The organism is Erythrobacter sp. W302b (assembly GCF_046452395.1).
In the GTDB taxonomy this organism is placed as follows: domain Bacteria; phylum Pseudomonadota; class Alphaproteobacteria; order Sphingomonadales; family Sphingomonadaceae; genus Erythrobacter.
On the sequence record NZ_JBKFDH010000001.1, the window covers coordinates 1,381,761 to 1,403,795 of the forward strand.

The 22,035-nt window shown below is 64.1% G+C and carries 21 protein-coding genes, 2 tRNA genes and 1 other RNA gene; 6 read left to right on the forward strand and 18 right to left on the reverse strand.

Features of this window, described 5'->3' with window-relative positions:
- Window positions 1-2 precede the first annotated feature (2 nt).
- The 4 genes from ACLBKT_RS06700 to tkt form a co-directional block, all read right to left on the reverse strand.
- On the reverse strand, window positions 3-428 hold the full coding sequence (locus ACLBKT_RS06700; RefSeq protein WP_410182164.1) for a YybH family protein: 426 nt from the start codon (window positions 426-428) through the stop codon (window positions 3-5).
- Window positions 429-430: 2 nt separating this feature from the next.
- Window positions 431-1,636: a phosphoglycerate kinase gene (locus ACLBKT_RS06705; protein ID WP_410182165.1), complete on the reverse strand. Its 1,206-nt coding sequence runs from the start codon at window positions 1,634-1,636 to the stop codon at window positions 431-433.
- 116 nt (window positions 1,637-1,752) lie between these two features.
- Complete coding sequence (gene gap, locus ACLBKT_RS06710) at window positions 1,753-2,760, reverse strand: type I glyceraldehyde-3-phosphate dehydrogenase (RefSeq protein WP_410182166.1); 1,008 nt, start codon at window positions 2,758-2,760, stop codon at window positions 1,753-1,755.
- Between the two features lie 15 nt (window positions 2,761-2,775).
- Window positions 2,776-4,773 (reverse strand): transketolase, encoded by a 1,998-nt coding sequence (gene tkt / locus ACLBKT_RS06715; protein ID WP_410183662.1) that lies wholly within the window; start codon window positions 4,771-4,773, stop codon window positions 2,776-2,778.
- Between the two features lie 219 nt (window positions 4,774-4,992).
- On the opposite strand from tkt, the gene ACLBKT_RS06720 reads away from it, so the two are divergent.
- From ACLBKT_RS06720 to ACLBKT_RS06740, 5 genes are all read left to right on the forward strand, one after another.
- Complete coding sequence (locus ACLBKT_RS06720; RefSeq protein ID WP_410182167.1) at window positions 4,993-5,223, forward strand: hypothetical protein; 231 nt, start codon at window positions 4,993-4,995, stop codon at window positions 5,221-5,223.
- Between the two features lie 6 nt (window positions 5,224-5,229).
- Window positions 5,230-5,694: a cell division protein ZapA gene (locus ACLBKT_RS06725; protein WP_410182168.1), complete on the forward strand. Its 465-nt coding sequence runs from the start codon at window positions 5,230-5,232 to the stop codon at window positions 5,692-5,694.
- Window positions 5,695-5,705: 11 nt separating this feature from the next.
- Window positions 5,706-5,879: non-coding RNA, 6S RNA (gene ssrS / locus ACLBKT_RS06730), on the forward strand.
- 143 nt (window positions 5,880-6,022) lie between these two features.
- Complete coding sequence (locus ACLBKT_RS06735; RefSeq protein ID WP_410182169.1) at window positions 6,023-6,601, forward strand: 5-formyltetrahydrofolate cyclo-ligase; 579 nt, start codon at window positions 6,023-6,025, stop codon at window positions 6,599-6,601.
- The gene (locus ACLBKT_RS06740) at window positions 6,601-6,852 is read left to right on the forward strand and encodes a DUF2842 domain-containing protein (RefSeq protein WP_410182170.1); all 252 of its coding nucleotides are present in this window, start codon (window positions 6,601-6,603) and stop codon (window positions 6,850-6,852) included. Before ACLBKT_RS06735 ends, ACLBKT_RS06740 begins: the two co-directional genes overlap by 1 nt.
- A 44-nt stretch (window positions 6,853-6,896) precedes the next feature.
- Here ACLBKT_RS06740 and ACLBKT_RS06745 read toward each other — a convergent pair.
- The 5 genes from ACLBKT_RS06745 to thyA all read right to left on the reverse strand — a co-directional run bounded on the left by ACLBKT_RS06745 (window position 6,897) and on the right by thyA (window position 11,815).
- Window positions 6,897-6,973: transfer RNA gene (locus ACLBKT_RS06745), tRNA-Asp, on the reverse strand.
- A 116-nt stretch (window positions 6,974-7,089) separates the two neighbouring features.
- The gene (locus tag ACLBKT_RS06750) at window positions 7,090-8,379 is read right to left on the reverse strand and encodes a dihydrolipoamide acetyltransferase family protein (protein ID WP_410182171.1); all 1,290 of its coding nucleotides are present in this window, start codon (window positions 8,377-8,379) and stop codon (window positions 7,090-7,092) included.
- 8 nt (window positions 8,380-8,387) lie between these two features.
- Window positions 8,388-9,443 carry an alpha-ketoacid dehydrogenase subunit beta gene (locus tag ACLBKT_RS06755; protein WP_410182172.1) on the reverse strand — a complete coding sequence of 352 codons (1,056 nt, stop codon included), beginning with the start codon at window positions 9,441-9,443 and terminating at the stop codon, window positions 8,388-8,390.
- On the reverse strand, window positions 9,440-10,735 hold the full coding sequence (locus ACLBKT_RS06760) for a thiamine pyrophosphate-dependent enzyme (protein ID WP_410182173.1): 1,296 nt from the start codon (window positions 10,733-10,735) through the stop codon (window positions 9,440-9,442). The genes ACLBKT_RS06755 and ACLBKT_RS06760 overlap by 4 nt, the downstream gene beginning before the upstream one ends.
- Before the next feature lie 111 nt (window positions 10,736-10,846).
- A complete protein-coding gene (gene thyA / locus ACLBKT_RS06765; RefSeq protein WP_410182174.1) occupies window positions 10,847-11,815 on the reverse strand; it encodes a thymidylate synthase in 969 nt (322 codons plus the stop codon).
- A 112-nt stretch (window positions 11,816-11,927) separates the two neighbouring features.
- Between thyA and ACLBKT_RS06770 the strand changes: the two genes are divergently transcribed.
- A tRNA-Pro gene (locus ACLBKT_RS06770) sits at window positions 11,928-12,004 on the forward strand.
- 137 nt (window positions 12,005-12,141) lie between these two features.
- Here the strand turns inward: ACLBKT_RS06770 and ACLBKT_RS06775 are convergent.
- The 9 genes from ACLBKT_RS06775 to ACLBKT_RS06815 form a co-directional block, all read right to left on the reverse strand.
- The gene (locus ACLBKT_RS06775; protein WP_410182175.1) at window positions 12,142-12,999 is read right to left on the reverse strand and encodes a glycosyltransferase family 2 protein; all 858 of its coding nucleotides are present in this window, start codon (window positions 12,997-12,999) and stop codon (window positions 12,142-12,144) included.
- The gene (locus ACLBKT_RS06780; RefSeq protein WP_410182176.1) at window positions 12,996-13,577 is read right to left on the reverse strand and encodes an SAM-dependent methyltransferase; all 582 of its coding nucleotides are present in this window, start codon (window positions 13,575-13,577) and stop codon (window positions 12,996-12,998) included. The genes ACLBKT_RS06775 and ACLBKT_RS06780 overlap by 4 nt, the downstream gene beginning before the upstream one ends.
- Window positions 13,574-14,227, reverse strand: coding sequence for a PIG-L deacetylase family protein (locus ACLBKT_RS06785; RefSeq protein ID WP_410182177.1), 654 nt, complete (start codon window positions 14,225-14,227; stop codon window positions 13,574-13,576). The genes ACLBKT_RS06780 and ACLBKT_RS06785 overlap by 4 nt, the downstream gene beginning before the upstream one ends.
- An 8-nt stretch (window positions 14,228-14,235) precedes the next feature.
- Window positions 14,236-15,339, reverse strand: a complete 1,104-nt coding sequence (locus tag ACLBKT_RS06790; RefSeq protein ID WP_410182178.1) for an acyl-CoA dehydrogenase — start codon at window positions 15,337-15,339, stop codon at window positions 14,236-14,238.
- Window positions 15,336-16,379, reverse strand: a complete 1,044-nt coding sequence (locus ACLBKT_RS06795; RefSeq protein WP_410182179.1) for a glycosyltransferase — start codon at window positions 16,377-16,379, stop codon at window positions 15,336-15,338. Before ACLBKT_RS06795 ends, ACLBKT_RS06790 begins: the two co-directional genes overlap by 4 nt.
- Window positions 16,376-17,308, reverse strand: coding sequence for a glycosyltransferase (locus ACLBKT_RS06800; RefSeq protein ID WP_410182180.1), 933 nt, complete (start codon window positions 17,306-17,308; stop codon window positions 16,376-16,378). The genes ACLBKT_RS06795 and ACLBKT_RS06800 overlap by 4 nt, the downstream gene beginning before the upstream one ends.
- Window positions 17,305-18,411, reverse strand: a complete 1,107-nt coding sequence (locus ACLBKT_RS06805) for a glycosyltransferase family 4 protein (RefSeq protein WP_410182181.1) — start codon at window positions 18,409-18,411, stop codon at window positions 17,305-17,307. The genes ACLBKT_RS06800 and ACLBKT_RS06805 overlap by 4 nt, the downstream gene beginning before the upstream one ends.
- A gap of 626 nt (window positions 18,412-19,037) precedes the next feature.
- On the reverse strand, window positions 19,038-21,407 hold the full coding sequence (locus tag ACLBKT_RS06810; protein ID WP_410182182.1) for an EAL domain-containing protein: 2,370 nt from the start codon (window positions 21,405-21,407) through the stop codon (window positions 19,038-19,040).
- Window positions 21,408-21,516: 109 nt separating this feature from the next.
- Window positions 21,517-21,987, reverse strand: a complete 471-nt coding sequence (locus ACLBKT_RS06815) for a DUF3429 domain-containing protein (RefSeq protein WP_410182183.1) — start codon at window positions 21,985-21,987, stop codon at window positions 21,517-21,519.
- Window positions 21,988-22,035: the final 48 nt, after the last annotated feature.

Sequence of the window (22,035 nt, forward strand, 5' to 3'; positions counted from 1 at the left end):
CACTACTTCCACAATTGCAGACGGCTGACGGCCGCCGCGACGCTATCGTCCTGATCGAGCCGTGCGAGGTTGCGTTCCGCCAGCTTCCAGCCTCCGATCGTGCCCTTGCGCCAGAGATCGGTGACAAGGAACCCGCCGCTCCAGACCTTTGGTCCGAAGGCAAGTTCAAGCTCCGCTCCGGCAACGAACCACGCGCTTTTGCCATAGGGGCGCACGATCACTTCGCGAAAGGCGAAGCGCGTGCAGGCAAAACCGCGCTCCATTGCTGCGAGAAAACTCGGACGATCAAGCAGTTGCGGCGGCATACTGCCAACCAGCAGCATGAAATCGCGGGCGGTGATCTTCTTCATCGCCTTGACATCGCCTGCCACCCAGGCGCGCATTGCGCCGAGCGCCAGCGCTTCGATTTCGGCAGTAACGTCAGCCATGATCAGACTTCAAGCGCCGCCACGCCGGGCAGCACCCGACCTTCCATCCATTCGAGGAACGCACCGCCAGCGGTTGAAATATAAGAGAAATTGTCCGACACGCCGGCCTGCGCGAGCGCCGCGACCGTGTCACCCCCGCCCGCCACGCTGATCAGCGAGCCTTCCAGCGTCAACGCCGCCGCCGTGCGCGCCAGAGCGACGGTCGCAGCATCGAACGGTTCGGTCTCGAAGGCCCCGAGCGGGCCGTTCCACACCAATGTGCGGCAGGTCTTGAGCACATCGGCCAGCGCTTCCACCGCCTGCGGGCCCACATCGAGGATCATCTCGTCGGCGGCGACTTCGTGGACATTGCAAGTGCGCAGGCTCGGCGGGTTGGCCGCAAATTCCTTCGCCACCACCACATCATAGGGCAGATGGATAGTGCAGCCAGCATTATCCGCCTCGTCCATGATCCGGGCCACGGTTGCGGCCAGATCATGCTCACACAGCGACTTGCCGACGTCGACCCCGCGGGCAGCAAGGAAGGTGTTGGCCATGCCGCCGCCGATGATGAGGTGCTGCACCTTGCCGACCAGATGTTCGAGCACCGCGAGCTTGGACGAAACCTTTGCCCCGCCGACCACCGCTGCGACGGGCGTTTCAGGTGTACCAAGCGCGGCGTCGAGCGCCTTCAACTCGGCCTCCATTGAACGACCGGCATAGGACGGCAGGAAATGCGTCAGCCCCTCGGTCGTCGCATGGGCGCGGTGCGCGGCACTGAAGGCGTCATTGACGTAGAGCGTGCCGTGCGCGGCGATGGCCTGCGCGAAGGTGGGATCATTGCCCTCTTCGCCCGGCCAGAAGCGGGTGTTGTCGAGCAAGCCGATATCGCCGCTGCGCAGGATGGTGCTGACCGCCTGATCGACCACCGGCCCGGCGATCTCTGGGATGAACATGACTTCCTTGCCCAGCACCCGCTCAACATCGCCGATCACCATGCTGGTCGACAGCATCGACGACCGCTGCCCGCCGGGACGCCCGAAATGCGCCAGCAGCAGCACCTTGGCCCCCCGCCCCGCGAGTTCGAGGATCGTGGGACGTGCCGCCTCGACCCGGGTGACATCGGTGGCCGAGCCATCCTTCATGGGAAGGTTCAAATCGACGCGCACCAGCGCGACTTCGCCGCTCAGGTCGGCAGGGAGATCATCGAGGGTCTTGAACTTGGGCACAACCAACTCCGTTCGCCCTGAGCCTGTCGAAGGGCCGTCCTTCCTTCGTGGCGCAGGGCTGAAAGAACATGCGGTGCTTCGACAAGCTCAGCACGAACGGGTGCTGGGCATGTATCCTAGAGGAACTTCGCCATCACCCCGGCGGTGTCGATCATCCGGTTGGAGAAGCCCCATTCGTTGTCGTACCAGCTGACCACGCGGGCAAGCTTGCCTTCCATCACGCTGGTTTCGAGGCTGTCGACGGTCGAGGATGCGGGATAGTGGTTGAAGTCCGAGCTGACGAGCGGCTGGTCGGTGTAGTCGAGCACGCCCTTCATCGGACCTTCGGCCGCGGCCTTCAGTGCAGCGTTGATCTCTTCCGCAGTGGTGTCGCGGCTCGGCACGAAGACGAGATCGACCATCGAGACGTTCGGCGTCGGCACGCGGACGGACGAGCCGTCGAGCTTGCCCTTCAGCTCGGGCAGCACCAGGCCCACCGCGCGCGCGGCACCGGTGGTGGTGGGGATCATGTTCTGCGCCCCTGCACGGGCGCGGCGCAGATCGGAGTGGATCTGGTCGAGCATGCGCTGGTCGTTGGTGTAGGAGTGGATCGTGGTCATGAACCCGCGCTCGATCCCGATCACGTCGTTCAGCACCTTGGCCACCGGGGCGAGGCAGTTGGTGGTACAGCTCGCGTTCGAGATGATCACGTCCTCGGCGGTGAGCGTTTCGTGGTTCACGCCGTACACGATGGTTTTCGACACGCCCGTGGCGGGGGCCGAAATCAGCACGCGCTTCGCCCCGGCGGCCAGATGCGGGCGGCTCGCTTCGTCGGACTGGAAGAAGCCGGTGCATTCGAGCACGATATCCACACCCATGGCGGCGTGCGGGAGGTTGGCGGGATCGCGCTCCTTGGTCACGGCAATCCGCTTGCCATTGACGATGATCGCATCGCCATCGGCGGTCACCTCGCCGCCAAAGCGCCCGTGGACGGAATCGAACGCGAACAGCAGCGCGTTGGATTTGGCATCCGCCAGATCGTTGATCGCGACCAGTTCGAGATCGTGATCGGTGCGCTCGAGAATAGCGCGGGCGACGAGCCGGCCGATGCGGCCGAAGCCGTTGATGGCAACTTTGGTGGCCATGAGAGGTTCTCCTGCTTAAGCGTTCAGTTTGTTCAGGATTTGCGGGACAATCGCCTCCGCCGTGAAGCCGAAGTGGGCAAACAGATCTTCTGCCGGCGCTGAAGCACCGAAGGTATCAAGCCCGATATTGATGCCGCCGCGCCCGGTGTAGCGTTCCCAGCCCAGCGTCGATCCGGCCTCGATCGAGACAATCAGCGCATCGGACGGCAGCAGATCGGCCTTGTAGGCTTCGGGTTGAGCGTCGAACAGCTCGGCACAGGGCATGGAAACGACATCGGCACCGATCCCCTGCGCTTCAAGTGCATCAGCGCAGGTCATCGCCAGCGCCACTTCGGAGCCCGTCGCGACGAACACGACCTTGCGGGCCGCCGAAGCGTCACGAAGGCGATAGCCGCCCTTGGCACTGCGATTGTTCGCCTGGGACCAGTTCTCGTCCCCGCTCCCGCGCAGCTGCGGCAGGTTCTGCCGGGTCAGCGCCAGCACCGATGGCGTCTCCGGCGTAGACAGCGCCAGCGCCCAGCACTCGGCCGTCTCGATCACATCGGCGGGGCGATAGACATTGAGGTTGGGGATCAGCCGCAGGCTCATCACCTGTTCGACCGGCTGGTGGGTCGGCCCGTCCTCGCCCAAACCGATGGAATCGTGCGTCAGCACATAGACCACTCCGATCTGCTGGAGCGCCGAGAGGCGGATCGCATTGCGGCAATAATCGGAGAAGATCAGGAAGGTGCCGCCATAGGGCACGATGCCGCCATGCAAAGCCATGCCGTTCATCGCCGCCGCCATGCCGAATTCGCGGATGCCGTAATAGACGTAGCGCCCTGCGTAATCGTCTGCCGTCATCGGCAAGGTCGAGGGGGTCTTGGTGTTGTTCGATCCGGTCAGGTCCGCCGAGCCGCCGACCAGCTGCGGGATCGCCGCTGTCAGCGGGCCGAGCGCCATTTCGGATGCCTTGCGCGTCGCGACTGTCTTGGGATTGCGGGCAAGATCATCAATGTAACCCGCGATCGCCGGTCCGACGAGATCGCCGATCGGCGCCATCTGGCTGGTAAAGTCACCCTTCTTTTCCGAAGCCTCAAGCCGTCCGGCCCAGGCGCCATGCGCTGCCCGGCCCGGCTCCCCCGCCAAGCGCCAGTCGGCAAGGATTTCGGAGGGGATCACGAACGGCTCGGCGCTCCAACCCAACGCCTCACGTGTCGCGGCCACCTCAGCCCCGCCGAGCGCCGCGCCGTGGACGCCGCTGGTGCCCTGCTTGTTGGGCGCCCCCTTGCCGATCAGCGTGCGGCAGGCGATCAGCGAGGGCCGCGGATCGGCCTTGGCCTCTTGCAAGGCGCGCTCGATATCGGCGAAATCGTGGCCGTCACACTCGGTCACGTGCCATCCGGTCGCGATGTAGCGCGCCTTGATGTCTTCGGACGAGGACAGGTCGGTCGCCCCGTCAATGGTGATGCGGTTGTCGTCCCACAACACGTTCAGGCGGCCAAGCTTGAGGTGCCCGGCAAGCCCAATCGCTTCGTGGTTAATGCCCTCCATCAGGCACCCATCACCCGCGATCACCCAAGTGCGGTGGTCGACCAGATCGTCGCCGTAAATGGCGTTCAAGTGCCGCTCGGCCATCGCCATGCCGACGGCCATCGCGAGGCCCTGTCCCAGCGGGCCGGTGGTGCATTCCACGCCGTCGAGCAGAAAATTCTCCGGGTGGCCTGCGCAGGGGCTACCGAGCTTCCGGAAATTGCGGATGTCGTCGATCGTCGGCGCGGCATAGCCGGTGAGATAGAGCAGGCTGTAGATCAGCATCGAGCCGTGGCCCGCGCTCAGGACGAAGCGGTCGCGGTCGGCCCAATCGGGCGCGGTCGGATCGAACTTGAGGTGGCCGGTGAACAGCACGGTCGCCACATCGGCCATGCCCATCGGCATCCCGGGGTGCCCGGAATTGGCCGCTTCGACCGCATCCATCGAAAGCGCGCGGATGGCATTCGCCATCGGCTGGAGGCGGGCGGGCTCGAGGCTCATCGGCACGAAATTCTCCTGCTTCAGCCACCGGCCCCGCGCGCCATCGCGCCCGACTCGGCTCGGCTCAGATGGGCGTGCCATTGCCGAGGCCAACAGGCAGGTCAACCTTGCGTGCGTGCGCCCGTGACGGATCAGCCTTCTCTGCGAGGGCGCATCACTTATCAACAGCCCCGCCCAAGCCTTTGCACCCCATGCTTTCTGTTGGTATCGCTAGCGCCCATGACCGCCGACCGCATCGCCACCGCGCTTGCCCGTATCGAGACCGCAATCGCCCGGATCGACGCGGCGTCGAGCGATATCGCGCGTGACGCCAGCACCAACGCCGAAAGCAAGGCCGCGGGCAGCTCTGCCCGGGTGATCGAACTGGTCAATGTTCACGAGAGGTTGCGCGAGCAAGTCGCCGAAAGCCTTCGCGAACTTGATGACATTCTCGCCAAGCTGGAAGATTGACGCCTGATGAGCACCGTCACGCTGAACATCGGCCCGAAAACCTACACCGTCGCCTGCGCCGATGGCGAGGAAGCCCATGTCGAGGCGCTCGGTGCCATGATTGCCGAGAAATATGCGCTTCTCGGCAATTCACGCGCGCCGCTCGAAGCGCAGAACCTGCTGTTTGCCGCGCTGTTTCTGGCTGACGAATTGGCTGAAACCCGCAAACGTGGCGGTCACGCCGAACCACCGGTCGCCCCTCAGCCCGACACCGCAGAGACCGACGCACTCCGCAAGACCATCGCCCAGCTCGAACGTGAGCTTGATGCCGCGCGCAAGGCCGTAGCCGCGCCGGCACCTCAGTCAGACCTGTTCGTCGCCGATGCGACGGCAGACAATGCGAGCAAAGCGGTCGCCGATCAGCTTGAAGCGCTGGCTGCCCGCATCGAAGCCAGCGCTGCGGCGCTTGAAGCGGCGGCACCAAGCGCCTAGATAGGTCGGCGGCGGGACTGCCCGGCACGAGCCGATTGAATATCCCTGAGGCTATAAGTAATCCAAATGGGAGTTGTCCCTGCCCTTGTCTGCTGGTTCGTCCGGAAGGCTTGGGTATACGGCGCCCACCTGACGTACCACGCGTCAGAGGATTTCTAGCGCAAACGACCCATGGTGGTTCCGCCACGTTTTTGTTTGGCCTCAAGCGCCGGCGCTCGCATCCGCGCGCTTGGCTTTCCTCCGGGGGCCCGGCCCCTGCGGGGCCACCCCTCCGGGCGAGCGGTCGCCCTTGCGGCCCTGCGGACCGTGGCCTACCGCTAACGGTGCAATGACCCATCCTTTGAAAGCAGAACTCCGTCGTACGCTGCGCGCTGCGCGCCGCACCCATGTCGAAGCGCTGCCGGACAATATCCGCGCCTTGCTGTTCCACCGCCCGCCTGCGCCGCTGCTGGCGCGGATCGGGGATGAGGCGGTGATAGGGCTCTATCACTCGGGGCCTTACGAGGCACCCGCGGGCGGCTATGCGCGGTTCTTTCACGATGCCGGGCACACGCTCGCCCTCCCCCGCTTTGCTGCGCCCGGCAGCCCCATGGGATTCGCCCGCTTCTCCGACCCCTATGCCGAAAGCGACCTCGCCCGCGGCCCCTACGGCATGATGCAGCCCGGCCCCGAGGCCGAAGCGCTGGTGCCCGACGTGCTGTTCGTGCCGCTGGTGGGCTTCACCCCCGCCCTCGCCCGGCTGGGGCAAGGGGGCGGGCATTACGATCGCTGGTTGGCGGAACATCGCCCGCAGCTTGCCGTTGGGCTGGCATGGGACGCGCAAGCCTGCGACACCCTGCCGATCGAACCCCATGACGTGGCGCTGGATGCCATCGTCACCCCCACTCGGATTTATGGACTGACCTGATGCGCGAGACCCCGACCTGGCGAATTCCGTTTGGCATTGTCAGCCTGTTCATCGCGCTGATCATCTATGGCGTGGTGATCGCCCGCTATGCGCCCGGGGTCATCGGGCGCTGGTCGGGGGGGGCGCAGACGGTGGTCTATGTGGTGCTCGGCCTGATCTGGCTGCTGCCGCTCAAGCGGTTTCTGATCTGGATGGAGACGGGCCGCTGGAGCCCGCCTGCCGCATCGCAGACAAAAGAAAAGGCGGACTGACGCCCGCCTTTATCAATGCCGTTTCGGCGTCCTTGAGGAACAAGTGGCGCGAGTGACGGGGCTCGAACCCGCGACCTTCGGCGTGACAGGCCGACGCTCTAACCAACTGAGCTACACCCGCGCATCTTGTTCTTCCGAACGTTCCGGCTGTGCCGTCCCGCCCGTGGAGCAGCGCCATTAGGCGCGGGCGTTCGGGCTGTCAACGCCCTCTTGCCCTGCCCTGACGCTTTATTTTCATCAGTCGACCAGCAACAGTGCCGGCGTCTCGATCAGCTTCTTCATGCCCTGCACAAAGCTCGCCGCATCGTGGCCATCAACCACGCGGTGATCGCAGGAAATCGAGATGTTCATCAGCTTGCGCTTGGCGATTCGTTCCCCGCCCATGCCGTCGCTGATGAACATGGGACGTTCGACGATGCGATTCGGGCCGATGATCGCGACTTCGGGACGGTTGATGACAGGCGTGGTCGCCACACCGCCGAGCGGGCCCAAGGACGTGACTGTCAGGGTCGAGCCCGAAAGCTCCTCCGAGGTCGCCTTGCCGCTGCGTGCCGCCTCGGCCAGTCGGCCGATCTCGCGGGCGAGCTGCCACAGGTTCTTGGCCTGCGCATCGCGAATCACCGGTACCATCAGCCCACTGTCGGTCTGCGCCGCCATGCCGAGATGCACCGCGCCGTAACGGGTGACGACATTCGCCTCGTCATCGTAACGCGCGTTGATCATCGGGAATTTCGGGATCACCTTGCAGATCGCGGTGATCAGCAGCGGCAGCATCGTGAGCTTGGGCTTGTCACCGCGTGCGGCGTTCAACTGCGCGCGCAGCTCTTCCAGATCGGTGACGTCGCATTCTTCGACATAGGTGAAGTGCGGAATGTGGCGCTTGGCCGCAGCCATGTTCTGGGCGATGCGCTTGCGCAGCCCGATGACCTTGATGGTCTCGTCCGCGCGGGCCTTGCCTGCCGCGCTGAAGCCGCCGTTATAAGCGAGGAAGGCGTCGAGATCGGCATGGCGCACGCGCCCGTCGGCGGCGGGCTTCACCTGCGCCAGATCGATCCCCAGATCGCGCGCACGCTGGCGCACAGCGGGGGATGCGAGGACTTTTGCTTCCGTTCGCCCTGAGCTTGTCGAAGGGCTGTCTTTTTCTTCCTGCGCCGCATCCGACGAAAAGTGCGGTGCTGCGACAGGCTCAGCACGAACGGGTTCCGAGCCTTCGGCCTGCCCCTCATCCGACACCTCGTCCTCGATCTGCTCGGCCGCCGCTTCGGCTTCGGCTTCCGAAACCTCGCCCTCGACCTCGATCACCAACAGCATCGAGCCGATGGCGATCACGTCGCCAACCTCGCCCGCGACATCCACAACCGTGCCCGCAACCGGGCTTTCGATATCGATCGTCGCCTTGTCGGTCATCACGTCGACGAGGTGCTGATCTTCCTCAACCCGGTCACCGACCTTCACGTGCCACTCGACGACTTCCGCCTCAGCCACGCCTTCGCCCACATCGGGCATCTTGAAAATGAATCTCGCCATGGCGCCGGTCAGTCCTTGAGAAGCTTGTCGATAGCCTCGCCGATGCGGACCGGGCCGGGGAAATAGGCCCATTCGAGGCTGTGGGGATAGGGCGTATCGAAGCCGGTGACGCGTTCGACCGGCGCTTCGAGGTGGTAGAAGCAACGCTCGGTGACGAGCGCTGACAATTCCGCGCCGAAGCCGGAGGTGCGGGTCGCTTCGTGGACGATCATGCAGCGGCCTGTTTTCTCGACCGAAGCCTCAATCGCCGTGATGTCGAGTGGCACCAGCGTGCGCAGATCGAGGATGTCGGCATCGACGCCCTTGGCCTCGCACACCGCCTGCGCGACATGGACCATCGTGCCATAGGCGAGCACGGTCAGCGCCTCACCTTCACGCACATGCCGCGCCTTGCCCAGCGGCACCTTGTAATAGCCTTCGGGCACCACGCTGTCGGGGTGCTTCTTCCATGGCTCCACCGGCTTGTCGTAGAAGCCGGTGAACGGGCCGTTGTAGATGCGCTTGGGCTCGAAGAAGATCACCGGATCATTGTCTTCGATGGCGGCAATCAGCAGGCCCTTGGCATCGTGGGGCGTCGCCGGGATGACGGTCTTGAGGCCCGCGACATGGGTGAACAGGGCCTCGGGCGACTGGCTGTGGGTCTGGCCGCCGAAGATCCCCCCGCCGAAGGGCGAGCGCACGGTCAGCGGCGCGATATAGTCACCCGCCGAACGGTAGCGCAGGCGCGCAGCTTCCGAGATCAGCTGGTCGAGGCCGGGGTAGATGTAGTCGGCGAACTGGATTTCCGGCACGGGGCGCAGGCCATATGCCCCCATCCCCACTGCCGCGCCGATGATCCCGCATTCCGAAATCGGGGTATCGAACACGCGGGTCTTGCCATACTTGGCCTGAAGCCCGGCCGTGGCGCGGAACACCCCGCCGAAATAGCCGACATCCTCACCCATGATGATCACATCGGGATCGCGGTCGAGCATGATGTCGAGCGCTTCATTGATCGCCTCGATCATGTTGAGGCGGCGTTCCGCGATGACCGCTTCGCCCACGCTGGCAGGGTTCTCGCTCATCCGAAGGGCCTTTCGGTGCCGAACTTGGTGATGCGTTCGCGGATCGCCTGATCGGCCTGTTCCTTGAGGTGCCAAGGCAGATCCTCGTAAACATCTTCGAACATCGTATGGAACGGGTGGTGGAGGCCATGGCCGAGGATGCCGTTCTTCTCGGCCTCCTTGGTGGTGGCCTTGACCGTTTCCGCACATTCGAGGTCCATCGCCGCGTGGCGTTCCTCATCCCATTCGCCGATCGCGATCAAGTGCTTCTTGAGGCGCGTGACGGGATCACCCAAGGGCCATTCCTCGCGTTCCTGTGCAGAGCGATAGCCGCTCGGATCGTCCGAGGTGGAGTGGCCTTCGGCGCGGTAGGTGAAGTATTCGATCAGCGTCGGCCCATGATTGCCGCGCGCACGGTTGGCGGCCCATTCGGCAGCGGCATAGCAGGCGAGCGCATCATTGCCGTCGACACGCAGGGCGGCGATGCCATAGCCCGGCCCGCGCGCGGCAAAGGTGGTGCGCTCTGCTCCGGCAAAGCCCGAGAAGCTGGAGATCGCCCACTGGTTGTTGACCACATTGAGGATCACCGGCGCGTTGTAGACCGCGGCAAAGGTGCAGGCGGAATGGAAGTCGCCCTCCGCCGTCGAACCCTCGCCCACCCAGCTCGCAGCGATCCGGCTGTCGCCCCGCGCCGCGCTCGCCATCGCCCAGCCCACCGCTTGCGGGCATTGGGTGGCAAGGTTGCCGGAGATGCTGAAGAAAGAGTGCTCCCGGCTCGAATACATGATTGGCAGCTGGCGGCCCTTCAGCTTGTCGGCGCGGTTCGAATAGATCTGGTTGATCATGTCGATCAGCGGATAGCCGCGCACCAGCAGGATGCCCTGCTGGCGATAGCTGGGGAAGATCATGTCGTCGCTGGCGAGCGCCATAGCGGGCGCGATCGAGGTCGCCTCCTCGCCGGTGCACTTCATGTAGAAGCTGGTCTTGCCCTGCCGCTGACCGCGGAACATCCGCTCGTCAAAAGCGCGCACCATCGCCATATGGCCGAGCATGGCGCGCAGCGTTTCGGGCGCGAGGCGGGGGTTCCAGGGGCCATGAGCCTGATCGTCGTCGCCCAGCACCCGGATCAGGCCATAGGCGAGGCCGGACATCTGCGAGGGATGGACGCCTTCGTCGGGGCGCGGTTGATCACCGGGTTGGCCGACGTCGAGATGCGAGAAATCGGCCCGATCACCCGGCCGATATTTCGGCTCAGGCACGTGCAACGCGAGCGCTGGCCGATTGGTGTCCGCCGGTTTCGCTGGTTCGGCCATCCTTGCGCTTTCCCCTCGCGTGACACCGGGCAGAACCGGTGCGATCATTGCTTGAATACGTATTTTTATTTCAACGTCGTCAAGCGGTCAAGCACGGCGCGGGTGGTGCCGCTAAACCGCAACAGGCGCGCTGATCGGGGGTAGCGGCGCGTAATCATGCACCACGAAATCATCGATGGTATATTCGAATATTGTTTGGGGTGTCCGCGTGATCTCAAGCGTCGGGTGGCCCTGCGGCTGACGCGCGAGCTGTTCCTCGATCAGATGCGCGTGGTTGAGGTAAAGGTGGACGTCCCCGCCCATCCACACCAGCTCGCCCGGCTGCATCCCCACCTGCTGCGCGATCATTCGCGTGAGGAGCGCGGCCGACCACAGGTTGAACGGCAGGCCCAGTGCGACATCACAGCTGCGCTGATAGAGCAGGCAGTTGAGCCGCGCCTCATCGCCTTCCCCAGCGACATGGAACTGATAGGTCTTGTGACACGGGGGAAGCGCCATGCGGTCAAGCTCGGCGACGTTCCAGCCTTCGATGATATGGCGGCGGCTGCCCGGGCTGGTGCGCAAGGATTCGATCACCGCGGCGATCTGGTTGATACCCTCGCCTTTCTCGTAAAGCCCGTCGGCGCGGTAGCGATAGGTTGGCCAATCGACCCACTGCTTGCCGTAAACCGGCCCAAGATCGCCCCAATTGGCCGCGAAGACTTCGTCTTCGGCGATTCGCTGGACGAAATCATCGAGGGCGATCGGATCGCCCGTCTCGCGCACATAGCGCGCATGGGGCCATTCATTCCAGATCTTCACCCCTTGCAGTACCAGCGGACGAATGTTGGTTGACCCGGTCAGGAACCACAGCAACTCGCGCGTCGCGGTTTTCCAATAGACCCGCTTGGTCGTGAGGAGGGGCATCGCGCCACCCGCCAGATCGAATCGCAGCATGGCTCCGCACACCGACCGCGTGCCGATCCCCGTGCGGTCGACCCGCTCGCTCCCGGTTTCCCAGATCGCACGCATCAGATCGAGATATTGCTGCTCGGGATGCGGCAAGGCGGTATCATTGAGAGGAATCGCAGCGCTGGCCATGCGTGGCATCATAAGCCGCAATTGCCCGCTTGCCACCCTCGTCTTCCACACCTATAGGGCGCGCCTTGCCTCGACCCGCGTGGTGCTTTTGCCCAAGCGGGACCGACACGGTCGGGGAGTAGCTCAGCCTGGTAGAGCACTGTCTTCGGGAGGCAGGGGCCGGAGGTTCGAATCCTCTCTCCCCGACCAATTTCGCCAATCACGGCGCTTAGCCCCGCGCCAATCCGCCTTTTTCCTCTTGCTGAGGAAACGGGTCGGTTGGCGTTGTGGTTGCGTGCGACCGGACTTGGTTGCGCGGTCCTGATCCGAGTGATCTCTCACCCCTTTCAGAGCGCAGTCCCGCCTGCGGGCCAAAGGCTCAGCGCTTGGTCACGTTCGCGTTGTGTGGGCTGGCGCAGGATGTTGAGCGTGTCGTCTTGCCATGCCACTATCCCCAGCGCGGCGAACTGTTCCAGCCAGCCTGCCATCGGCCAGAACCCGCGCTTGTCGTGGAACCGCCGCGCATTGGCGACGATATCGTCGAGATGTTGCAACGGCGGATCGAACGTCGGGTGATATTGGTGGCAGGCCAGCGCGCCGCCGAGGAAACAGAGTGGCAGTCCGGCATCGCGCGCGGAAAAACCGAAATCGGTGTCTTCGGCACCGTAGCCTGTGAAACGCTCGTCAAACCCGCCGATCCGCTGAAATGCGCTGCGGCGGATGGCAAAGGCGAGCGACCAGAACAGTCCGGGATTGTCGACCTGCTCCAGCCCTTCTGCGGGAAAGGGGCGGACGGGGTGGACGGCACCCTTGGCGAGCAATGTCGCCTCGTCCCACGCACCTGACGCATCGCCCGACCCGAGATACCGCACCTCTGCGCAGACAAGCCGGTCGTGCGCGCCGATCGCGTCCGAAAGCATACCCAGACAATCGCGCATCGGGATGCAATCGACATCGAGGAACACCAGCCGTTCGCCCTTGGCGCAGGCGGCAGCATGGTTGCGCGCTTGCGCCAGCGGGAGGCCATCGGTCTCCAGATGCTCGAACCGCACCAGCGGATGCTGCCCCGCAAGGCGCAACGGTGTGTCGCTCATGTCGACCACGATGACCTCGTCTGGCTGTACAGCGCTGCGCGCCACACCCTCCAGCAGGTTGACCAGATGGTCCGTCCGGTTGCGGACAAGGGTGAGGACGGAGAGGCTCATCGCCGCTCCCATAGATCGAGGCGGTAGCGTTCATGCCGCTCGGCAAGGCAGGGCAGGAATTGCCCGGATGTACCCTGCTCGAGCGCCCTTACCGCTTCGTCAGCCGTGCAGGGGTAATCGGTTTCGCCGGTGTAGTGCACCAGCACCACGCGCCCACCCGGAACAAGGTGGTCCGCCAGCCAATGCGCCGCCCGGGAAAGGTCAGCGGCGCCCCAGTAATAGGCGACCTCGGACACCACGCACAGGTCGAACAACCCTGCTGGGGATTCGGCGGGGAAGCCCATCCGTGCCCATTCGATTCCTGACTTAGGCCCCACCCGTTGCTGAGCGCGGGCGAGCGCCGTCTGGCTGATGTCGATCGCCAGCAACTGATCGCACAGAGGATGGAGCCGTGAAGTCAGCACACCATGCGCGCAGCCAATTTCAAGCCCTGATGCATAGCGGCGGTCAGCCAGTGCTTCGATGGTCCGGTCGAACTTGCGCCGCTCATATTCGCTGGTGGCGAGATCCCACGGATCTGCATCGGCCGTGAAGATGCCTTCGAAATAGTCGGCCCCGAGGGTGCGTGCGCCGCTCATCTTGGCCAATGCACTGCGATGAGCTGGTCAGCGGGGGGCATCCGCCGCATCGGCTTCGGCAGGCGGAACCCCTCGCCCATGCTCGGTGTGAGTTGACTACGATGCGCGCCGAGCGCGCGGCGGCGCAAGCCATTCGGCATCGAAGGCGTTGCGAACCGCGTCCCGCGGGAGGCCGGTTCATGCCAGACCGAATAGGTGAAAATCTGCAAAGCGCGCCGCGATCGGTCGCAGGCAGCGAGCGCGAGCTGGAAAGCCGCAACATGATCGCAGTGCCTATCCCCCGGGTCTGACACCGCGAGCGCATCAATCCGGCGGGTACGGATCATGGTTCCCAGTCGCCGCGCCGACCGGCCAAACGCCCTGCTCGCTTCATGGCTCGGCTTGCCGTCGGCCCATCCCAACCAGTCAATCGGGACCAGGCGTTCGGCAAGCAAACCCACCGCGCGCCGTGCTTCGCGCCTGCGGACAGCGCGCAGGTGTGGTGTGCCTTGGGGATGCGATCCGCCGCCGTCGGTGAGAAAGACCACCCCGCCCAGCCGATCGCGCGACGCCGCGTGATGGATCAACGCGCCCGCCCCGAGCGTCTCGTCATCGGGATGCGGCGCGATCACGAGCCACCGCGCACCGCGCCATGGGCTGCGCGCAAGCATGGCCGCCCTCATGGCAATGAGCCGGGCAGCGCAAACTCGCGCGCCAGAATGTCTTTGGCCGCCTCGTCGCGGGCGTAATCCGGGCCTGCCTGCCGCAGATAGAGCGATAGATCGCGCGCAATCTTGTCCGCGCGCTGGCCATCAAAGGCGCTGCGGGTGCCGAGAATGCGGGCAGCGGTCTCGATCGCAAGGAGGCCGGCATCCTCCGTCATGCCGCGCGCAATGCGGGCGGTGGTGATGGCGTCGTCTGTCTCCGTGGCGGCTTTCCGGGCGGCTTCCTCGACCCAGAACCGCGCATTGCGGGCGGCGACATAGGCCTTGGCAAAGCGCTGACGCAGGATCGCGTCTTCGCGAGCCTTGGGATGCATGCCCCGCGCCGTCTCCGCGATCAGGGCCTCGATGCCGCCCAGCTGCACTGCGCAGAACCGCCACGCTCCGGCCGTGAAGCGCGGTTCGCGGTCATATTCGCCCGCCTCGCCAAGCAGCATGGCATCGGTCACGGCCATGCCTTCGAGGTCATAGCTCCCGCTGACACTGGCCCGCATCCCGCGCACCCGCCAGCCTGACAGATCGCTCCGCTCAGGATCATTGGCGCAGACGATGACAAGACGGCGCGCTTCGCCTTCGCTGCTTGCGGTTACCACCGACCAGTCGATCCCGCCTGCGCCGCTGGCGAAGCTCTTAGCGCCAGTCAGCCGGAGGCTTTCCGAGCCTTGGAACCGTACACCCGGGGGTGGTTCGCTCGCCCATACGCCGAACCATGCGCCGCGCGCCAATTGCTCGCGCAGCCACTGCGTCTGCGATGCCGAGCCATACCAGCGAAACAGCAGCAGCGCATTCACATGGCCTTCGAACAGGCGCCCGACGCTGAGGTCGCCGTGCCCCACCTCGGCCAGAGCCGTCAGCATGTGGGCGTTGCAAGCTTCCTCATCGGCAAACGCCTGACCGCCAGCCTCAGGCGGCGCAAAGCGGCGGTGCAGGCCGCGGGCGACGAGCATGTCGAGACTGTCCGATGGGAAGCGCGAAACGGCGTCATAGCGCTCGCCCAGCCGCGCCAAATCGTCTGACAGACTCACTGCCGGATTATCACGGGGTCTGGGAATGGCGGTCATGATCGGGCCTCTCGCAGGGCATGGGGTGCTTGGGTGCATTGTTCGAGCCAGCGGGCGACCCGCGCCGCTCCGTCCCTGACCCGAAGCGCGGGCGGGCGCCGATCCGGCTGACGCTCGGCCGCTGCGATGACCAGCCGCCAATGGTTCCCCTCAGGCCAGATCGCGGGCACAATCGCAGCATCAAGCGCGGCGAGCCTTTGGGCTTTGATCGCTTGCTCATCAAAAGCACGGGGCTCGGGAAAGCAGATAAAGGGCCGCTCATGCGAGAGGACGGCGCTGACCAGCCCGTCGCCCGCCGCCCCGATGACGACGCCCGCGCTGGCAATCTCCGCATCGGCGCCTGTCACCCATCCAGCGAACTCGAGATTATCCGGTATTCTTGCTGGCGCGATGGCAGGCCCAATCACCCGCCACTGCCGGTCCGGCACCGCAGCAGCGGCTTCGGCCCATCGTGCACCGTCAGCCGCCTCGCCGCCCCGCCCCGCCACGACGAGTACGCGGCCAGGATCTGCACTGCGCGCGTCTCCCGCAGAAACGATCCCACTGGCGTAAAAGGTCTTCTGCTTCACCCAACCTGGGGTGGCCCTATCATCCAGCGGTTCGGCAAAGGGTGCGAGCAGCGCCTGCGCCGATCCAAACACATCGCGGTGTGGCGGATCGCTGCGTCTGCCGCTCAAGCGAACATAGACCACCGGGACGGAGGCCAGGCGTGCGAGCATCGCGACCTCGACCGACACGTCGACGATCATCAGATCGGGCTGAGCGTCCGCAATCCACTTGGCGATCAGCGCAACCCGATCGCGCACGCCCTTGTGGTGCAGCGGAGCGTAGTGCAGCGCGGACGGCCGTGTGGCCCCATCCCGCCCATCGAACTGGCCATGCGGCAGGCGATCATCGGGCAGGTCAAGACAAGGTATTCCATTCAACCGGTCGCCCAGCCCTGTGCCGATCAACATCATCGACCCGCGATAGGCAGCTGCAATCGCGGCGGCGCGCTGTCTGTGGCCTTCGCCCTGATGGTGGACATAGTATCCGATCATGCCGCCGATGCTCGCACTCGCTGAGGCAGAGCCATGTCGCAGGGCATGGGGGGCAGCTTGGCTTCGGCCAGCATCAGCTCACCGGGCCCAAGCGCTCGGCGCATCGCGCGGCGCCACAGCGCGCGGGATTGCCAGTGGTGGAATGCCGGAACCTTGGGGTCTATGCCGTCCGCCCCGGCAACAAGCCAACCGCGCAGCTCCTCTGCCATGCCACCATTCGCCCTGCCCTCAGGCCGCGCAGACGTGCGGGTCCAGATGGTCGGCGGATGAATGAGCTCGCCGCCCACGGCAACCGCCGCCGCCACCAGCGCGCGGTCTTCACCTGACGGGATCGTTGGAACGCCCCCCGCGGCGCGATACAGCCCGACCGTCAGCGCGAGGCTCGCGCCGGTGTGATCTCCGTGGCGGGGCGGCAAATCCCACGCAACGGGATCGACCGCATCCTCGATTGTGCGAACCTTGCTCCAGTAATCGTCAAAGCGGTGGCGCAAATCGAACAGCAGAGGCCATGTGTCGGCCTCCCTCTCGTCAAGTTCGATGCGTCCGCCAACGATTCGCAATGGACCTGCACTCGCTAGGTTGGCTTCGAGCCAGTTCGCAGGCGGGCGGCAATCCGCATCGGTGCTGACGAGCAACGCATCGTCATCATTCAGCCATTCAGCGCCAAGTTCCATCGCTGCCCGCCGCGCTGATCCGGCATGAGCCTGTTCCGGCGCGAATTCACAGTTCAGCAGCTTGAGCCGCAAGCGCCCATCGGTCTTCGCAGCCGCCGCCTGCGCCGCCTCGGCACTCCCGTCGGCCGAATTGTTGACGCACAAGGCCACATTGATCGGCGACGGCAAGGTTTGATGCGCCAAGGCCGCAAGCAGCACCGGCAATCGCTTCGCCTCATTGCGGGCCGGGACACAGACGACGACCGGCCGCGTCATGCGCTGAGAGCCAACGCCGCTTCGCGATCTGGCTGCTGTGCGAGATCCGCCGTCCGGCTGGTCAAGCGGCGATAAAGCTGCTCGTAGCAATCGACCATGCGGTGTGCATTGCAATGCGCCTCAGCCCGGCGGCGGCAGGCAGCGCGATCAATGGTCAGCGCGGCGCGAATGGCGGCGGCAAGGCTTGTCACATCATCCGGCTCGGCCAAGGCACCACAGGTCTCATCAACGATCGCCGGGATCCCGCCCCGGCGAAACGCGGCAACCGGTGTGCCGCACGCCAGTGCCTCGGCCACGACGAGGCCGTAGGGCTCCTCCCAGCACGGGGTGCATAGCGCAACGCTGGCACCACCGATCAGTTTGGCGAGATCGCGGTGCGCCAGATGACCAACGTAGGTGACATCATCGCCCAGACGGGGAAGGATCCGCTCGCTGTAATAGGCGGGGTTGGAACGGGGCCCGGCAATCCTGAGTGGCAAACCAACCGCGCGGGCGGCATCTATGGCGAGGTGCAGTCCCTTTTCCGGGACGATCCTTCCATACCACACGAGATAGCGATCAGCGGCAGCCTGTGGGCTAAAGGGGAAAAGATCGAGGTCGATCCCGTTGGGGATGACACAGTCGACAGCTGTGACGCTCTGCCACAGATCGGCAGTCGCCTGGGAAACCGCGACGAGGTGGTTCGAATTGCGGCTCAGCCTGACGCCGCTTTCCAGCCAGCAGAACGGCGGGGTGTGCAGCGTGGTGACCGTCGGCGCACGCAAAGTCGCAGCCATCGTCAGCGGGAGATAATGCAGCGAATTGTTATGGATGATGTCGAAAGACCGCGTCTGCAAATCGGTCATCAGGCGCAGATAGGCGTGGTGTTCGCGAAAGAAAGCGACATTCCCCGCTTCCGCAAGGCCGGTTTCCAGAAGCGATGTTTCCTCGCAAATCGCCTCCATCCCCAGCGCCGGATCGGACGCAAGCGACGCAAACAACGTCACATCATGGCCGCGCTCGCGCAGCGATTTGGCGAGCAAATGGGTATGCATTTCGAGGCCGCCGGCGAAGGGCTCGGCAATCGCGTATTTGAGATGTGCGATGATCGCGATCTTGAGCATGGAGCCTCTGGGGGTTGAGCGGCCTAAGCTCAGAACCATGGGCCCTATGAACGGTGCTGTCCCTAACTCCCGAAATGATCATGCGTTTGGAACACCAGGACCCTGTGCCCTGCTGCGCAGCAGGACGCGGACGCGGCGGCAGGCAAAGGCCTTGGTGGTATCACCGAGCCCGGCACTGGCGGGTCAAGTCTGGATGGCCACGAAGGGTCTCCCGGATGTTGGAGACCGAACAGCCTGCGGCGCGAGGCGCGCTCATCGCGAAGTGTCAGCGAACCGACATGACGAATCGCACGTTGGCGAAAAGGCAAGTCGATCCGCACCCGTCGCCGCCGTCGTCCCATCCAGCGCAATGGTTAATGAGAATCGCTCAGCGTCCGACTTTATCGACATTCGAGCCGCGAAACGATGCGCGGCCGACGGGCTATCTTATCCGTTTCTGCGCGCGGAATGCTTGGCCAAACGCGGCCCCTGAAACGAAAAAAGCCCCGGTTTCCCGAGGCTTTCTTCTATGTCTGACGGAGCCGTCTTAGCGGCTGCCAAACATGTGCGTGATCCAACCCCACATAAAATACACTCCTATCAGCGCTAAAAGCTGTAGGAGGTGTTTAACACATTATTAACCTTAATCAACCGTAAATTGCGATGCGCCCTCCGCCCATCATTGCGAGAAGTTCGGCCATCGGAATGGCACGCGAGAACAGATAGCCTTGCGCCTGATCGCAGCCCATCGCCTTGAGCGCTGCGGCAACCGAGATGTCCTCAACGCCTTCGGCGACGACGACCTTCCCGAGCGAATGCGCAATCTCGATCGTGGCACGAACCACCGCGCGGCTTTCCTCGGATGTGGCCATGTGCTGCACGAAGCGCTTGTCGATCTTGAGTTCGGAACTCGGCAGCTTCTCGATATATTCGAGATTGGATTGGCCAGTGCCGAAATCGTCGATCGACAGGCCGATGCCACGCGCCTTGAGCGCCGCGATCTGCGGAGAAATCCGGTCATCTTCAAGCTTGGCGGTTTCGGTCAGCTCCAGCGTCAAATTCTCGGGCGGGAAGGCAAAGCGACCCAGCAAGGTCATGATATCGAACAGCAGGTGCGTATCCGACAGGCTCTTGGCCGACATATTGACCGCCAGCTTGAAGCGCGGATCCAGCGCAATCGCCTGCTTGCCCTCGAGCAATGCCTGCTCCATCACAACCAAGGTAAGCTCATTGATGCGGTCGCCCGCCTCGGCTGCGAGCACCAGTTCTTGCGGATTGACCGGCTCCTCACCCTCGGGTTGCCAGCGAATCAGGGTTTCCGCACCGACGATCCGACCTGAGGCCAGGTCGATCTTGGGCTGGTAGGCCACGCCGATGTCGCGGTCGCGCAGGCCCTTTTCCAGCACCTTGATCAGTTGAAGTCGATTATTGCGCGCTTCGAGATACGCAGCGTCGTTGATGATGAAACGCACCCCGCGGTTGGCGGCTTCGTCTGCCGCCTGCATCGCTTTCTTGATGCGCGAGGCGACCGGCAGGTCGTGATTGGTGTCGATCCCGAGCGCAGGAGCGCTGTTGGATGACTGCCAGTCATAGCTGATCGCGGTCTTGAGCATCATGGCAAGCCCATCGGCATGGCGTTCGAGCTCACCATTCTCCATGCGCGGCGCGAGCCAGACCAGCAGGTCCCGCTCGAACGCGACATCGCCGACTTCGCCCGGCCCCTTCACGTAAGCGATCAGCGTGTTTACGAATTCCCCGATCTCGCGTGCGGTCCATTCTTCCGAGAATTCGGCGAGATTGGCGATCTTGAGCGCGTAGACGTCGCGCTCCTCGCTCGGGCGATCCGAGGCGATCGCCGAGGTCGTCATCGCATCAACATCACTACTGTAATACCTGCGATTGATCCGCTGGAAGCCGATAGCGGCAGCCCCCATGGCAAGCAAAGCGGACATGATATCGATATTGACCGTGAATTCGTCGAGCACGAATGTCCCGATCAGCAGCCCGAACGATGTAATCAGCAAGGACTTAGATGCCCGCCGCCGGCTCACCACCTGCACCGCCATGGCGAGCGTAGCCAGGAGCATCGCCGGATACCACATCATGTCAAGCGGGACGCCGCGCTTCAATGTGTGCGCACCCAGAACATGAAAATAGGAGCCCGGCACTTTCGTGTTCGGGCGGAACGGCAAGAAGTAGTAGTCGCTCGATCCGAAGAAGGCTTGCCCGATCACCACATTTTTACCGCGCAACTCGGCCGCAGGGACGCGGCCATTCATCACATCGACATAGCTGAATGTGGGAACGCTCGAGGCATCGAAGGCGGTGTCGGGCCGATACTGTCGCTCCGGCCCCTGATATTCGGCAAGGACGGCAGAGATAGATCCCTCCTTCTTGCCACCGAGGTCGATCGAGGTCGGGAAGATCACCGACAGACCGAAAAGATTGGCGCGCCCATTCATCGCTGCGAGATTGACGGTCTTGCGGAATTCCGGGAGCGGCGCGATCTCGTCGACCCGCTGGAAGCCGATATCGCTTGCCGGGACAACGCCCAGCCACACCTTGCCCCTATGACGCGCCAGCATATCGGCAAACATCGCGTCGGATTTCGGCGTTTCGGGATCGGCATGCGCGCGGTCGAACACCACCCGGCGCACGCCGGAAGCGATCAGTGTATCGACAACCTTGGTATCTTGCGCCCGGTTGGGAAGGTTGCGCTTGTTGGCGGCAAGTGTCTTGTCGTCGATCGCGATCATCACGACATCGCGCGGCGCGGGGCGGGACCGCAACTCTGCACGTGCGGCGCGGTAGACATCTTCCAGCGGCAGCGGAAGCTCGATAACAGACGACACTACCCCGAACAGAACGGCCAGAATTGCGACTTTGGTGCGTTTGCGGCGCAGCAAGGCGGCACCCGAACGCTGCGCAAGTTCTTGCTTGAATCCAGCGACTTCCTCGCCGGCCAAGCCGAACTTGCGCCGTATCGTGTCGGCCAGAAACTGAAGCTTTCCGAACATCAAACGCGCATTCCCGAGGGCAAAGTCAAGCTTGTCCCTAGGATACGTTGGTTAATTCATCGCAAACGAAAGCCGCAGCACTGACCCAAGTACCTGCGCATCCGGCGCATCAGATCACCCGGTCGGACAGAAAGCCAAGCGCAATCGTCAGACTGCCGAGCCCAATCGAGAGGTGCCAGCGCAGCCGCAGAAAGTCTGGCGCAGCATAGCCAAGCGCCCGGTCGATCAGCGGCGAACCAAGGATGAGCGCCCCCAGATAGAACAGCGCGGGGCCGGGCCATTCCCAGCCAAACGTCCAGGGGAGGAACAGCGCGAGGGTCAAGAGACTTGGCATGACAGCGATCACATAGGCGCCCGTGGTCGCGCGGCCGCTGGCGAGCGCCTGACCCCACCACACCCCGCCCAGAAAGCTGAAGATCGCCGCAGCATAGGCAAACCCGCCTGCGAGCGCAGAATAGCGCCATTCGTGCCCCATGAGGATCAACGCGATGCAGATGATCTGTGGCAATAGCCCGGCATAACCCAAGGCGCGGGCGGCTGGGGAAAGCGAAGCGGGAGAATGTGGTGTTGCTGCGTCCATGGCGGCTCAAACCCTGCCAAGCGTTGCGGTTCCCGATCCTCTTGCGAG